This window comes from Flavobacterium sp. XGLA_31 (assembly GCF_051547105.1).
GTDB lineage: Bacteria > Bacteroidota > Bacteroidia > Flavobacteriales > Flavobacteriaceae > Flavobacterium.
Genome location: NZ_JBPTTM010000001.1, coordinates 142,008 through 158,655 on the forward strand (window position 1 = coordinate 142,008; position 16,648 = coordinate 158,655).

8 protein-coding genes are annotated in these 16,648 nt (G+C 41.2%); 7 read left to right on the forward strand and 1 reads right to left on the reverse strand.

What is annotated here, in order from left to right:
* The 7 genes from ACSVH6_RS00570 (at position 1) to ACSVH6_RS00600 (ending at position 16,098) form a co-directional block, all read left to right on the forward strand.
* Entirely contained in the window at positions 1-2,394 is a 2,394-nt protein-coding gene (locus ACSVH6_RS00570) for a TIM-barrel domain-containing protein (protein WP_438074536.1), read from the forward strand.
* 4 nt (positions 2,395-2,398) lie between these two features.
* On the forward strand, positions 2,399-4,039 hold the full coding sequence (locus tag ACSVH6_RS00575) for an alpha-amylase family glycosyl hydrolase (RefSeq protein WP_438074538.1): 1,641 nt from the start codon (positions 2,399-2,401) through the stop codon (positions 4,037-4,039).
* Positions 4,039-4,686 (forward strand): glycerophosphodiester phosphodiesterase, encoded by a 648-nt coding sequence (locus ACSVH6_RS00580; protein ID WP_438074540.1) that lies wholly within the window; start codon positions 4,039-4,041, stop codon positions 4,684-4,686. Before ACSVH6_RS00575 ends, ACSVH6_RS00580 begins: the two co-directional genes overlap by 1 nt.
* On the forward strand, positions 4,683-5,927 hold the full coding sequence (locus tag ACSVH6_RS00585) for an NAD(P)/FAD-dependent oxidoreductase (RefSeq protein WP_438074542.1): 1,245 nt from the start codon (positions 4,683-4,685) through the stop codon (positions 5,925-5,927). Before ACSVH6_RS00580 ends, ACSVH6_RS00585 begins: the two co-directional genes overlap by 4 nt.
* A gap of 158 nt (positions 5,928-6,085) precedes the next feature.
* On the forward strand, positions 6,086-8,503 hold the full coding sequence (locus tag ACSVH6_RS00590) for a DUF7619 domain-containing protein (protein ID WP_438074544.1): 2,418 nt from the start codon (positions 6,086-6,088) through the stop codon (positions 8,501-8,503).
* 34 nt (positions 8,504-8,537) lie between these two features.
* Positions 8,538-12,182: a DUF7619 domain-containing protein gene (locus ACSVH6_RS00595; protein WP_438074546.1), complete on the forward strand. Its 3,645-nt coding sequence runs from the start codon at positions 8,538-8,540 to the stop codon at positions 12,180-12,182.
* A gap of 181 nt (positions 12,183-12,363) precedes the next feature.
* The gene (locus ACSVH6_RS00600; protein ID WP_438074548.1) at positions 12,364-16,098 is read left to right on the forward strand and encodes a DUF7619 domain-containing protein; all 3,735 of its coding nucleotides are present in this window, start codon (positions 12,364-12,366) and stop codon (positions 16,096-16,098) included.
* A 41-nt stretch (positions 16,099-16,139) separates the two neighbouring features.
* Here ACSVH6_RS00600 and ACSVH6_RS00605 read toward each other — a convergent pair whose 3' ends face one another.
* Complete coding sequence (locus ACSVH6_RS00605; protein WP_438074549.1) at positions 16,140-16,616, reverse strand: TspO/MBR family protein; 477 nt, start codon at positions 16,614-16,616, stop codon at positions 16,140-16,142.
* Positions 16,617-16,648: the final 32 nt, after the last annotated feature.

The window sequence follows — 16,648 nt, forward strand, 5'->3', positions numbered from 1 at the left end:
ATGAATTCAAAAACCAATGATTTAAACATGACTAAAAAAATCTTTTTACTCTTACTGGTTACTTCGGTTGCGTTCGCTCAAAATGTAAACAGGAAATACCTTTCGCATACCTGGAAAAAAAACATTTTAGAGATTAAAACCAATGATGGTACCTTTCGAATACTCCCCTATTCGGAAAAAATCATGGAAACTTCTTTTATTCCAAACGGGCAGTTATTCAATCCTGATTCACATGCTGTGATTCAAGCCCCCGAAAAGGTAAAAACCAGTTTGACAAAAGGAACAAATACGCTGATACTTACCACTAAAGGTATTGCTGCCATCATCACGAAATCGCCATTCCAAATTGCCTATTCTAATAAAGGCAAAATCTTCTTATCTGAGAAAAATGGTTATACCAAAAAAGATTCCACTGAAACCCTGTCCTTCAACTTAGATTCAGAAGAAGCACTTTATGGTGGAGGTGCCAGAGCTTTGGGCATGAACCGTCGCGGCAATCGTTTGCAGTTATACAACCGGGCTCATTATGGTTACGAAACCCATGCCGAGTTAATGAACTTCTGTATTCCTATGGTATTGTCATCTAAAATGTATGCGGTGCATTTTGACAATCCTGCCATTGGTTATTTGGATTTGGATAGTAAAAAAGACAACACCTTAACTTATGAGACCATATCAGGTCGAAAAACCTACCAAGTAATTACTGGGGATACCTGGACCGATTTGGTTTCCAATTACACTCGGCTTACCGGAAAACAACCGCTGCCGCCGCGCTGGGCTTTCGGTAATTTCTCCAGTCGCTTTGGCTACCATTCACAGGAAGAAGTAGAAAATACGATTAAAAAATTCGAACAAAACCAAATTCCGGTAGATGCCATAATCTTGGATTTGTATTGGTTTGGAAAAGAAGTAAAAGGCACTATGGGTAATTTAGATTGGGACAAAGACAAGTTCCCCAATCCCGATAAAATGATTGCCGACCTGAATGCCAAAGGCGTAAAAACGGTATTGATAACAGAGCCTTTTATTTTAACGACCTCATCCAAATGGGAAGAAGCCGTTAGCAAGAACATTTTAGTCACGGATAAAACCGGGAAACCGGCCACTTGGGACTTCTATTTCGGCAATACCAGTGTGGTTGATATTTTCAAACCCGAAGGAAAGAATTGGTTTTGGACTGTTTACAAAAGATTAATCAACCAAGGCGTTGGGGGTCTTTGGGGAGATTTGGGAGAGCCTGAAGTATTCCCTTCCAAAGCAATCACAGCCGCAGGCAAAGCGGATGAAGTCCACAATATTTACGGGCACCATTGGGCCAAATTGGTTTCTGACGGGTATAAAACAGACTTCCCTACCCAGCGTCCCTTTATTCTAATGCGTTCAGGATACTCGGGTTCACAGCGTTTCGGTATGATTCCCTGGAGTGGTGATGTGAGCCGTTCCTGGGGCGGATTGCAATCGCAAATGGAAATTTCATTACAAATGGGCATGCAGGGCATGGCTTATATGCACTCCGATTTAGGAGGATTTGCCGGTGATTATTTTGACAATGAATTGTATTTACGCTGGTTACAATATGGGGTATTCCAGCCCATTTTTCGTCCACATGCTCAGGAAGACGTGGCTTCTGAAGTAGCACGCAAAGACATTGTAACTATGGCTAAAGCTAAAAAGCAAGTGGAATTGCGCTACCAATTACTCCCTTATAATTACACCTTGGCGTTCGACAATAACCTAAAAGGAATTCCACTGATGCGACCATTGTTTTTTGAAGAACCGGACAATAAAACGCTGTCGACAATGGCCGGAACGTATCTTTGGGGGAATGACATTTTAGTAACCCCTATCACAAAATCCGCAGTTACTTCAACCGAAATTTATTTCCCGAAAAGCAGCAATTGGTTTGATTTTTACAGCAAAGACCATCATGCTGGCGGTTCAACGGCAATGGTGGCCGTAAACGAAGACCACCTCCCTGTTTTTATACGCGGCGGTGCTTTCATTCCAATGATTCCGACGATCCAAAACACTTCAGCCTATTCGTTACAAAACTTTGATTTGCATTTTTATTTTGATGAAAGTGTAGCCGGCTCAACCGGAAAAATCTACAATGATGACGGTACAACGCCCAATGCTTATGAAAAAGGACAATATGAAATCTTGAATTTCAACAGCACAAATGATGGAAAATCATTAGTTTTAAAACTGAATAGCACGACCGGAAAAAACTATACTTCAAGCAACAAAGAGGTATCGGTATTGATACACAATATCAAAGCCAAACGGATTTTTGTCAACGGTCAGGAGCAGATTTACAAAACCTTTCATGAACCGCTTCAAATCCCGGTAGAGTGGAAAAAAGGAACCGTTCAGGAAATAAAAATAGAATACTAATCGCATGAAAAAAACAAGTCTTTTTATCTTACTGTTTTTGGCATACAGCAACATCACATTTGCGCAGTCCAAAAAAACCACAACTCCCAAAACCCCTTTTGTTTGGGAAGCGGCTAATGTCTATTTTATCGTAACCGACAGGTTTAACAACGGCGATACGACCAACGACCAGAATTTTCACCGCAACCGCCCGACCGGAAAATTGCGTGGTTTTGACGGAGGGGATCTTCGAGGAGTAATTCAAAAGTTGGACGAAGGTTATTTTGACAAACTCGGCATCAATGTCATTTGGATGACACCATTGGTGGAGCAAATTCACGATGGCGTGGATGAAGGCACCGGTTTCACCTATGCCTTTCACGGCTATTGGACCCGTGATTGGAGTTCACTCGATCCTAATTTTGGAACTAAAGAAGATTTGGCAGAGCTGGTAAAAAAAGCACATGCTCACGGCATCCGAATCATGCTCGACGCCGTAATCAATCATACCGGGCCGGTTACTTCAGAGGATTCTGTTTACCCAAGCGACTGGGTCAGAACTTCGCCAAAATGTACGTATAAGTCATATGACACTTATATCAACTGTACCTTGGTGGACAACCTTCCGGATGTAAAAACCGAAAGCAATGAGAATGTGGCCGTGCCCAATTTCCTAACGGACAAATGGAAAAAAGAAGGTCGTTACGATAAAGAAATGGCCTCGCTGGAAGTGTTTTTCAAAAAAACCGGTTACCCGAGAGCTCCGAAATATTATATCATGAAGTGGCTCTCAGATTACATCCGCGACTATGGGATTGATGGATATCGCATTGACACCGCCAAACACACTACTGAAGACGTTTGGGCTGATTTTAAAAAAGTTTGTGACCGCGCTTTTGCCGAATACAAAAAGAATCATCCCAAAGATGTCTTGGACAAGAATGGCTTTTTTACAGTAGGAGAAGTGTATGGCTATAACATTGGCAACAAAAAATACTATGACTTCGGGGACAAAAAAGTGAACTATTTCGATAACGGGTTTACGGGTTTAATCAATTTTGATTTCAGAAATGAAGCCAAAATGAATTATGAAGAGTTGTTTTCCAAATATTCCAACATACTGCAGAATGATTTGAAAGGGCACACCGTTATGAATTATATTTCATCCCATGACGACAGTTACCCTTTTGATAAAACGAGAGAAAAAACCTTTGAATCCGGAACAAAACTATTATTGGCCCCAGGTATTTCGCAGACCTATTACGGTGATGAAGTATCGCGTCCTCTAGAAATAGAAGGAGCCGTAGGCGATGCCAATTTGCGTTCCGACATGATTTGGTCCACCGGTAAAAGTCCTCTGATTTTAAAACACTGGCAAAAACTGGGACTCTTCAGAAAAAATCACCCGGCTGTAGGAGCCGGAACTCACAAACAAATTGCGAGCACGCCTTATGTATTCAGTCGCATTTATTCTAAAGGAAAATACAGTGATAAAGTGGTCATTGGTTTGGATTTGCCGTTAGGAAAAAAAGTCATTCCAACCGAAGCTGTTTTTGCTAACGGAACGCTGGTGAGAGATGCTTATTCGGGGAAAACCGCAACGGTTACCAAAGGAAGTGTCAATTTAGAAACTGATTTCGATATTGTTTTATTGGAGAAAATATAATGCTTAAAATAGGTCATCGCGGAGCGAAAGGATACAGTGTCGAGAACACATTGGATTCATTTCAAAAGGCAATCGAACTGCAGACGGACATGATTGAATTGGATGTTTACCAAAGTAAAGACAATATCCCGGTAGTAATTCACGACAAAACGGTTGACCGAACGACACCGGCTACGGGCTTGGTAGCTGATTTTACTGCAAATGAATTGCAACAATTAGGAATTCCTACTTTGGAAGACGTGTTTCATCTGGTTCAGGAGCAGTGTGAAATAAACATCGAAATCAAAACGTTTGAAGCCACCCAAAATATTCTGAAAATCATCGATTCTCATAAATTCCCCAAAGAAAAAATCCTGATTTCCAGTTTCGACTGGAATGCATTACAGGAAGTCCGTTTTCATGACGACGACATCCGAATAGGCGTTTTGACAGAAACCGATATTGATTTGGCCATGGCTTTTGCCAAATTCATAAAAGCGTATGCAATTCATCCTTACTACCATTTGCTAACGAAAGAAAATACCCTGCAAATGCAGACTAAGCATTTTAAAGTCTTTGCATGGACGGTAAATGAGCCTGAAGATATTATCTTTGTCCAATCGCTGGGTGTAGATGGCATCATCAGCGATTTTCCGGACAGACTATGAACAACAACTTCGATATTATCATTGTAGGCGGCGGGGCAGCCGGTTTTTTCACGGCCATCAACATCGTGGAAAACAATCCGTCGTTGAAAGTCGCCATCCTGGAAAGAGGAAAAACTGTTTTGGAAAAAGTGCGCATTTCAGGCGGAGGACGTTGCAATGTCACCCATGCTTGTTTTGTCCCGAATGATTTGGTCAAATTTTATCCGCGGGGCGAAAAAGAATTGCGCGGACCGTTTCATCAGTTTTGCTCCGGCGATACCATTGAGTGGTTTGAAAAGCACGGTGTTGCATTGAAAATAGAAGACGACGGTCGCATGTTTCCAACTTCCGACAGTTCCCAAACCATCATTGATTGTTTTTTGAGTTCGGTTCAAAAACTGAAAATAGAAGTACTGACCGGCCAAAGCGTACAATCGCTTTTCAAAGGAGACAATTATTGGAAAGTAGAAACCCAACACGAAACCTTCTCTTGCCAAAAACTGATTATGACTACCGGAAGCAATCCTAAAATTTGGGATATGCTGCAAGGGATGGGACACACTATTGTGCCTCCGGTACCCTCCTTATTTACTTTTAACATCAAGGACCCCCGAATCAAAGACCTGATGGGCGTGTCGGCTTTTGCGCACGTGAAAGTAAAAAACAGCAAACTGGAAGCTTCGGGACCCCTGTTAATTACCCATTGGGGCATGAGCGGCCCGGGAATTTTAAGACTTTCCGCTTGGGGAGCCCGCGATCTTTTTGACAAAAACTATCAGTTTACCTTAGAAGTCAATTGGCTGAATGATCTCTCTTTTGAGGAAACGACAGAGCTACTGAAAGATCTTAAGCAAGAACATGCCAAAAAAGTGGTAAGCAAAAAATCCCCATTTGATTTGCTTAACAGCCAATTTACTAACATGAGGGTGCCAAACCGGTTGTGGGAACGTTTGGTAATGGCTTCTGGTATTGACAGCGAAACCAAATGGGCCGATCTCTCAAAAAAACAACTGACCGACTTGGCCAACCAACTCACCAACGGACAATTTCAAGTGAATGGCAAAAGCACTTTTAAGGAAGAGTTTGTCACGGCCGGAGGGATTGACTTAAAAGAAATCAACTTCAAAACCATGGAGAGTAAACTCCATCCCAACCTATTCTTTGCCGGAGAAATTGTCAATATTGACGCTATTACCGGTGGATTTAACTTTCAAAACGCCTGGACTTCGGGCTTTATCGCTGCTCAAAAAATTACTGAATAATTCTTATTTTTTTGAACCTAGTTGTTTAAAAATCAATTATATTTGATTTGTCAGAAAAAACAAATTCTCAGTCAGATATCGCTTTTACTCATTTGTAATCAAAGTTTAAAAAGTTTACAGTTACTTTTGAGTATCGCACAACTCACGTTTTAAAACTTATGAAAAAACAACTACTCTTCAGCTTACTCCTTTTACTTAGTTATACCGGGTTTTCCAAATCTTTAGAGACAACCGATACCTTTAACTGCCCAGCACCAATATCCGTTACAGTTACCCAAATTACCTTTACTTCGCTCACGCTTAATTGGCTTGAAACTGGAACAGCCACTCAATGGGAAGTACTGATGCTGCCAGCGGGCTCCCCAGCTCCATTACCCAGCACTAACGGTTCGATACCTCTAACCGCAAATCCTGCAATGATAACTGGGTTAAATCCACATACCACTTATGATTTTTACGTAAGATCGGTTTGTCCCGGTGGAGAAATCAGTGACTGGTCGAACTTGGTTTCGGCTACAACACTTTCTGCACCACCGGTTTGCGGGGGCAACTTTGTAGACTCAGGAGACACCATAGCCAATTACGGCAACAATGAAAATAACACCGTAACTATCTGCCCAAGTATACCGGGGGAAGCCGTTAGGGTCACTTTTTCTTCCTTTAATACCGAGGCCGAACATGATGCTTTGTATGTCTACAACGGAAATTCAATGGCAGCCCCACAACTTTCAAGCTCCAATCCGGGAGGAAGTGTACCGGGTGGTTTAGCAGGCGGGTATTGGGGCAATTCAATTCCCGGGCCATTTACCTCAACCAGTGCAGATGGTTGTTTAACATTCCGATTTGTTAGCGATGCTGCCACTACCTTAGAAGGTTGGACAGCGAACGTAGATTGTCTGCCTGTGATTTGTGACGTTCCTAGCGGCCTTGCCGTTTCGAGTATAACAGAGTCAACTGCAGTATTTTCATGGAATAGTGCCAACCTTAGCTTTCCGACTACCGTGCATATTCTACTGAATTCTAATGGATTGACTAACATGTATGCTGTTAATGCCACATCAAATACTATCATTTTACCATTAACTCCAAACCAGTGTTATACAGCTTCCATAAGCCTTCCCTGTAACTCTTCTTCCGGAATATCCGATTGGTCGAACACGGTAAGCTTTTGTATGGTCAACTGTGAAAACAATGTCTCATGTCCGCAAAGTTTGGTTTTAAATGCCTTTTTAGACACCAACAATAACGGGGTGAAAGACAGTGGAGAAATCAATTTTAATTACGGTTCCTTTGTTTATCAGGTAAATAACACCGGAATACCTGAATACGGCTATGCCAACAATGGTTCTTACTATATTTTTGATCAAAATCCGGCGAATTCCTATGATATCAGTTTTGTGGTGAATGATCAATTCAGCGGATATTATGCTTGCACTGTGTCACACAATAATATTACGCTTCCTTCTGGTAGCGGTGCCAATATGTTATACTTCCCGGTGGTCATGACTCAACCGTATAATGATGTTCAGGTATATGTATACCCCATAGGCCAACCAAGACCGGGCTTTACGTACAGCAATATCATTTATTACCAAAATAACAGTTTGCAAACTATAGCCAATGGCACACTGACTTTTACCAAAGATCCTAATCTAAGTATTGCTTCGATTTCAATACCGGGAACTACTGCAACCAGTGATGGGTTTACGTATAATTTCACCAACTTAGCTCCTTTTGAAAGCCGATACATTTATGTAGAGTTGTTGGTTCCAACCATCCCTACAGTGACTTTAGGCCAATTGGTTACCAATTCGACCTCCATTGCCATTACTAATGATGCAAATTCATCGAACAATAACTCGACAATAACTCAAACGATTGTAGGTTCATATGACCCGAACGACAAGTGCGAAGCGCGTGGCGGCAAGATTGTTTATACTGATTTTACGGCCAGTGATTATTTATATTACACCATTCAATTTGAAAACACCGGAACCGCCAACGCAGAATTTGTAAAAGTTACCGATGTCTTAAACTACCAATTAGACGAAACTACTTTTGAAATGATCAGTGCCAGTCATCCGGTCAATACCAAACGTGATGGAAACCAACTGACTTGGCATTTCTATAACATCAATTTACCTCCAACCACTACAAACCCTGCGGACAGCCATGGTTATGTGCATTTTAAAATAAAACCAAAAACCGGTTATGCCTTGGGCGATATCATTCCGAACACTGCTTCCATTTATTTTGATTACAACCCGGCTATAATAACCAATACCTTCAATACCGAATTTGTGGAGTCTTTGGGTACTTCAACATTTAGTTTTAACCATATCGGTTTGTATCCCAACCCTGCCAGCAACTTTGTTACAGTAGCAAATCAAAATTTGGATGAACATCTTACAACTATTAGTATTTATGATGTTTTGGGAAAGAAAGTATACCACAAGAATAATATCATTTCGGAAATGACCACTATTGATACCTCTCATTTTGCTAAAGGACTCTATTTTGTGGAATTGGTTTCCGGACAAAATCACAAAATCACTAAAAAACTTATTTTGAAATAATCTTATAATCCTGTCAATCAAAAAACCAACAATTATGAAAACAAAATTACCTTGCCTTTTTTGGATACTGTTTTTTGTATCTGTCATTAGCGTAAAAGCGCAGCCTATATGCGGAGGGACATTTACAGACCCAGCTGGAGCAAATGCTAACTACGCCAACAACTCCGATTATACTGTTACCATATTTCCAACAAATCCGGGAGAAGTCGTGACCGTTACTTTCTTATCATTTAGCACAGAATCGAGTTGGGATGCGCTGTATATTTTTGATGGAAACTCTATCAATGCACCGCAAATAGCCAGTAATAATCCGGCCGGGAGTGTACCCGGTGGTTTAGCCGGCGGGTATTGGGGCAGCACTATTCCTGAACCTGTTACCTCAACCAGTCCTGATGGTAGTTTAACTTTCTTGTTCAGAAGTGACAACAGTTTTTCATATTCCGGTTGGGTTGCGAATGTAACTTGTGGCACACCTCCCACTTGTCTAAAACCAACTCTCTTAAGCACTTCCAATATCACAGCGACTACCACAACCTTGGGCTGGTCGGAAAGTGGGACAGCTTCAGCTTGGGAATATATCGTATTACCTGTCGGAAGCCCTGCCCCTACTATGGATGTTAACGGTTATGTTTCCGCTAACAGCAATCCGGTAATCGTTACCGGCTTGACACCTTTAACCTGTTACACGGTCTATGTAAGAGCCTATTGTTCAGAAACTGATCGAAGTATTTGGTCTACAGGAAAAAATTTTTGTACAACTGTGGCACCACCTGTTTGTGGAGGACAGTTTGTTGATATTGGAGGGCCTAATGGCAACTATGTCAATGATGCTGATGAAACTTATACCGTTTGTCCGGAACTCCCAGGCGATTTGGTTACCGTATCCTTTGTCTCTTTCTTTACAGAAACCAATTGGGACGCATTATATGTTTTTGACGGAAACTCTATCAATGCTCCGCAAATCGCCAGTAGCAATCCGGCCGCTAATGTTCCCGGTGGATTAACCGGTGGGTATTGGGGTAACCTAACCGGAACGTCTCTACCGGGTCCTTTTACCTCATCCAGTCCGGATGGCTGTTTGACTTTCCGTTTCAGAAGTGATGGCAGTGGAAATTATCCCGGGTGGGTTGCAAATGTAACTTGTGATACAGCTCCTACTTGTATCAGACCTTCGGGGGTACAAGTTAGTTCACTTACTTTAACTACAGCCACTTTAAACTGGACAGAAAACAACACAGCCACGAGTTGGGAGGTTTTAGTGCTCCCTTGTAATTCCCCTAATCCGACAGCAGCTGATTTTGGTCAAATTGTAACCACAAATCCTTCAACGATAACCGGCTTGACTCCGGGAACTTGTTATAACTTTTATGTTCGTTCAATCTGTTCGGCAGCAGACAAAAGCGATTGGTCAATCAGAGCCTCGGGCTTTACCTTACCGTCTAATGACGAATGCTCCGGCGCCCTGTCAATTCCGATAAACTACAACGGGTGCAATCAGCTCGTTGCGGGCTCGGTTGCGGGAGCTACCGCCTCTGAAGGAATTTCATCTGCCTGTATCGGAACTCCAGATGATGATGTTTGGTTTAATTTTGTTGCTTCATCGCCTATTTTGGCAGTTTCATTGCAGGAAGTTACAGGTTCAACAAACAACCTGAATTTCATCGTTTATTCAGGAACCTGTGACAATTTAACTCAAGTTACGTGTAGCTCTGCCAACTCTCTTTCTGTAACCCTGAGTAATTTAACTATTGGCCAAACCTATTATCTGCGGGTGTATTCAAATCAGGCCACTGCACAGACGGTGAGTTTTAGTGTATGCATCACAACGCCTTCCACTTGCAACAGTGCACAATCCATTTGTGGGGCCAATAGCTATCACAACTCGACTAACATCCCTAATATGGGAACAATTGGTTGCTTATTCACAACGCCAAACGCTACTTTTTTCACCCTCCGAATCGCTTCGAGTGGTGCCGTAAATTTAAATATAAAGCAATCGACGATAGGAAGTTCAGTACCTAATTTAGATGTAGATTATGCTGCCTGGGGACCCTTTGCTTCTCAAAGCGATGCTTGTAATTACATTGGGTCTTCTCAACCTTATGCTACCCCTGAAATTGGAGGCATACAAAATCAAACCACAGGTTGCAGCTATTCTGCCAGCCCAACCGAAAACCTCAATATTACCAATGCTTTAGAAGGAGAATATTATATTTTACTAGTAACCAATTACAGCAATCAACCGGGAATCATCAATGTGCTTCAAAGCAACATTGGTGAAGTGGGAGCCGGTTCTATAGACTGTTCAGGAATAAGACTCAATGCTTTTTTAGACATCAATGGCAACGGGGTTCAAGACAGTGGGGAAATGAATTTTCCTTTGGGACAATTTCATTACACCCTAAACAATAGCAGTGAGATTCATAACATAACATCGCCATCAGGAACTTATGTGATTTACGACAATTTACTTACCAACAGCTATAATTTCAGCTATGCCATTAATTCGGAATACAACAACATGTATTCAACTTCTGTGAGCTATACTAACATTACTCCTACTTCCGGAGGAATGATGACGACTTATAATTTTCCCATTACTGTTTTGCAAAATTTTAATGATGTAGGTATTAGTATGATTCCTTTGAGTGCACCAAGAGCCGGTTTCACCTATAAAAACAAAATTATTTATTTCAATAGCGGTAATCAATCTGTTGCTTCCGGCACACTTACTTTTAACAATGCTAACGGAACTACTATTACTAATATTTCACAAACTGGTACAACGACTGTCTCAAACGGATTCACTTATAGTTTTACTAATCTGCTACCCTTTGAAACCAGAAGCATCGTTGTGACCTTGTCAGTTCCCCCAATACCAACAGTAGCTATTGGTCAATTGTTAACCAATACGGCTAGTATTACTTCAGCATCGGATGATGCTGTATCCGGGAATAACAGCAGTAGTAGTGTTCAGGCAGTAATTGCTTCTTATGACCCGAATGACAAAATCGAATCGCATGGTGAAAAAATCCTCTTCAGTTCCTTTACAGCAAACGATTATTTGGAGTACACCATTAGGTTTGAAAACACCGGTAATTCCCCGGCGCTTGATGTCGTTGTCAATGATTTATTAGACAATCGTTTGGATGAAAGCACGGTAACCATGATAGATGCCAGTCACGATTATATTCTGGACAGAGTATCCAATGCCTTACAATGGAAATTTAAAGACATTATGCTTCCTGTTTCAATTGCCAATACGGATGTTGGCAAAGGATATATTAAATTCAAAATCAGACCTAAACCGGGTTATGCTGTAGGTGATATAATTCCAAATTTTGCTGATATTTATTTTGACAGCAATCCTGCCATCACTACCAATACTTTTAATACTGAATTTGTGGAAGCTCTGGGAACAGCCACTTTTAATACTAATGCTATTGATTTATACCCCAATCCTGCCCATAGTTCCGTAATGATAACAAATCATGGCAACAATGAAAAAATTGTCAGCCTCGTAATTTATGATGTTTCAGGTAAAAGAATTTATACTCATCCTCACAACATCGTTAATGAAATTACAATTGATGTTTCTCATTTTGCTAAAGGAATGTATCTGATAGAGCTAACTTCGGAGAGCAATAGCCGTGTAATTAAGAAATTGGTCGTAAAATAAAAAAGACCTCAAAAGGCCTTGGAAAATTCCGAGGCCTTTTTTAGTCAGGCTCATTTTGTTATTCGCCCACATTACTTGAAGTAAGGACATTAAAAAGCAATAATTCTCCAGAACTAATTTGCTGACACTAAATTTAATACAAAAAAATAATTATATTTGATGGTCAATAACCAAACCAATTATGAAAAAAACACTACTCTTTTTACTGTTGATTTGCTCCCTATCATCTTACTCCCAATTCTTTGAAGGATTTGAAAACACCAACGGGCCTGATGCCTTGCCTTCCACAAACTGGACACTGAGTTCGGGCAATTGGATGATCGTTGACAACGGCGTCGGGAATGCCGTCCGTTGGGGATTTACTAATACGGTAGCTACCCCTCCTATGGTCTATCAGGGAAGTAACGCTGCCTATGTCGGTACCGAAAATATAGGACAGGGAAATACTTCCGAAGACTATCTGATAACACCGGGAATACATGTTCCTGCAAACGGGCAGTTGCATTTTTACACCAGAAGTTTTACCAATGGAGATCAAGGAACCTTATACCAAATCAAAATAGCCCCAGCATCGAGTGACCAATCTGTTACTCAAAACTATACATTAATCCAACAATGGTCTGAAACAGAATTAAACACAACATTCAATATTTATCAGGAAAAAGTAGTGGACTTGACTTCTCATTCAGGCGAGGATGTTTATATTGCCTTTGTTAAGGTAAACACCCAAACCACCACTACGACTAGTGGAGACCGATGGATGATTGACGATGTTTCGGTGAATTCTGGAACGATTAATCCGACACCGGGAATATCTTGTAACAATCCTATACAAATAACCGCATTACCCTACAGCACGACTAACGACACTGCAAATTTCTCCGATAATGCGACTATAGAAGGAAGCCCGGGAAGTTCCGGATGTGGTTCCACCAACTCCTATTTAAACGGAAATGATGTGGTATATGCTTATACGGCCACAACCACGGGCACCATTAATGTGATGATGACCCCAACAGCAACCTATTCGGGGATTTTTGTATATACCGATTGTGCTAATATTGGTACTGCTTGTGTAAACGGCGTGGCTAATGCCGGTACGACTCCCAGAACTTTTGATTTATCGGTAACTGCAGGCCAAACCTACTATTTTGTGATTTCTACATGGGCAGCTCCGCAAACCACTGGTTATACTTTAGTGTTGCAACCTTTTACTTGTCCTGCTCCAACTACCTTAGCGGTTTCCGGTATCACTTCTACCTCGGTACAATTATCTTGGGCTAATCTGGGCAATGCCAATTCTTGGGAAGTTGTTGTTCAAGCAGCAGGGTCTCCCACTCCTACCGGACCAGGAGTAACAGCCAATACGAACACCTCTTATCTTGTGTCCAATTTAACCCCTGGCACTGCATATCAATATTACGTGCGGGCAGATTGTGGAAACGGGACTTTCAGCTCATGGGCAGGCCCTTATGCCTTTAATACCCTAGTGGCGCCACCTATATGCGGCGGCACATTTGTTGATAATGGCGGTCCAAATGGCAACTATGCGAATAGCACCGATGCTACTACAACCATTTGCCCAACCAATCCTGGAGATAAGGTTACCGTTACTTTTACTTCGTTTTATACTGAGGCTACTTGGGACGCACTATATATTTTTGACGGAAATTCGATTAGCGCTCCTCAGATTGTAAGCACTAACGCAGCAGGCAATGTCCCAGGAGGATTAGCCGGAGGATTTTGGGGTAATCTAACAGGAACAGCTTTGCCCGGTCCTTTTACCTCAACAAGTGCGGACGGTTGCTTAACCTTCCGTTTCCGAAGCGATACAACGATTAACAATCCGGGATGGATAGCCAATGTCACTTGTGCTCCACCTCCTACCTGTCCTAAACCAACGGCCTTAACCACGACTAACATTACAGCTACTTCGGTCACTTTAGGTTGGACTAATAACAGTAATGCCACCTCTTGGGAATATTATTTGGCAGTAAATGGAACTCCGGAACCTACTGTCTCAACAACAGGTGTTGCAGTTACTACAAATCCGGTTACAATCACCGGATTAACTCCAAACACTTGTTATAATTTTTACGTGAGAGCCATTTGTTCTGAAACTGACAGCAGTATTTGGTCAGTGGGGGCTAATTTCTGTTCCCTGCTAACCCCTCCAACTTGTGGAGGTCAATTTGTAGACAACGGTGGACCTAATGCTAACTATGCCGACAATTCGGATAACACTTATACCATTTGTCCGACTAATCCCGGTGAAATTGTCACAGTCGTATTCACTTCTTTTGATACAGAAGCGACTTGGGATGCTTTATACGTTTATGACGGAAATTCAATTTCTTCCCCTCAAATAGCCAGTAACAACCCGGCTTCTAATGTACCGGGTGGAGTTGCCGGTGGATATTGGGGTACAACTCTCCCGGGACCTTTTACCTCATCAAGCCCTGATGGCTGTTTAACATTTCGTTTCCGCAGTGATAACACTGTAAACCGAGGTGGCTGGACGGCCAATGTGATTTGCGCTCCCGACTCTGATAAAATTATGTTGGTCGCTTTTGTTGATGCCAACGGTAATGGTATTAAAGATACCAACGAGAATTTGTTTACCGGAGGTTCATTTGTTTACCAACAAAATAATGACGGAATTAACGTAGAAGCATATTCACCAACGGGACGTTATCCGATTTATGACACTGCTAACTCTTATGATTTCAGTTATCAAATGCAAACTGAATATACTCCGTATTTTAGTGCCGGTACAACTGCTTACAATGATATAAGTATAGTTCCGGGTGGTGGAACCCAAGTATTGTATTTCCCGATGACTCTTACCCAAACCTACAGCGATGTTGTTGTTACCATTGTTCCTGTAAATGCCCCAAGACCTTCTCTGAATTATATTAACAGAATTGTTTACAGAAATATGGGTATTGCGTCAGCCAGCGGGACATTAACTTTTGCCAAACCGGCTCCGGTAACCATTGCTTCTATTAGTCAAACAGGTACTACCACTAATGTTTCGGGGTTCACATATAACTTTACGAACCTACTACCGAATGAAACACGCACAATTGATGTCACCATGACTGTACCGGCAACACCAACTGTAAACCTAAACGACTTGCTTACCGATACTGCAGTTATTTCGGGAGTCGCTAATGATATTAACTCGGTAAATAACTCAAGCAGTAATTCTCAAATTGTTGTAAACTCATATGATCCCAACAATAAAATGGAGTCTCATGGAGATAAAATTCCGATTAATCAATTTGCGGCTGGTGATTACTTCCATTACACCATTCGATTCCAAAACAACGGAACAGCCAGTGCCATTAATGTGAGCATTGAAGATTATTTAAGTCCTTTGGTGGATGAAGAAACCGTACTCATGGAAAGTGCCAGTCACAGTTATGTGATGGACAGAGTAGGCAACCATTTGGTATGGACCTTCAAAGACATCTATTTGCCTTCATCTGCAGTGAATGCAACATCAAGCATTGGATACGTCGAGTTTAAAGTAAAACTAAAAGCAGGCTTCCACGCTGGAACTATAGTGCCGAATAATGCTTCCATTTATTTTGACACCAACCCGGCTATTGTAACCAACACGTTTAATGTGAAATTTACCCAGGCCTTGGGCACTGCTCATTTTGACAGTCAAAGCTTGGTTGTTTATCCGAATCCGGCAAGTAGTATTGTTCAAATCAATTTGATCGACAGTACTGAAAGAATAAACAAAGTGACACTATTTGACTTGTTAGGAAAAGAAGTTTCGAATGTTACTGCTAACGCTGTTGACCATATCAGCCTTGATGTTTCTCATTTGTCAAAAGGAGTATACCTAATGGAAATTACTTCCGATACCAACTCAAAATTAACTAAGAAATTAATTATTGAGTAATTCAATTATAAAACTAAAAAGTCCCGTTAAACGGGACTTTTTTATTTATTGAGCCACCAAATAGAGGCATTAAGAATAGTAGCAAAACTGACCCATCCCAAATAAGGAAGCAACAACTTGGCTGCCTTTTTATCAAGGGTTTTAAATTTGGTATAAGTTTCCCAAATCAACAACCACAACAATACAATTTCGATTAAAGCCAATAAAGGATTGTGCAATCCAAAAAAAAGATACGACCAAAGAGCATTGAGAGCCAATTGGAAAATAAATAATTTAAAAGCACTTTTCACGGCTGCTTCATCATCCTCTAATCGGTTCCAAATCATTCCTGCCGAAACACCAATTAAAATATAAAGCACAGTCCAAACCGGTGCAAAAATCCAATTGGGCGGATTGAACGGTGGTTTTATAAGTGTTGAATACCAAGTAGCGATACTTTCCTTGGTCACCAAACTGGATAAATAACCAACAACCAAGCACGTAGTGACACAAGTCGCAATTCGTAATATTTTCTGCATGACATTTTCTGTTTAAACGATTCAAATGTACT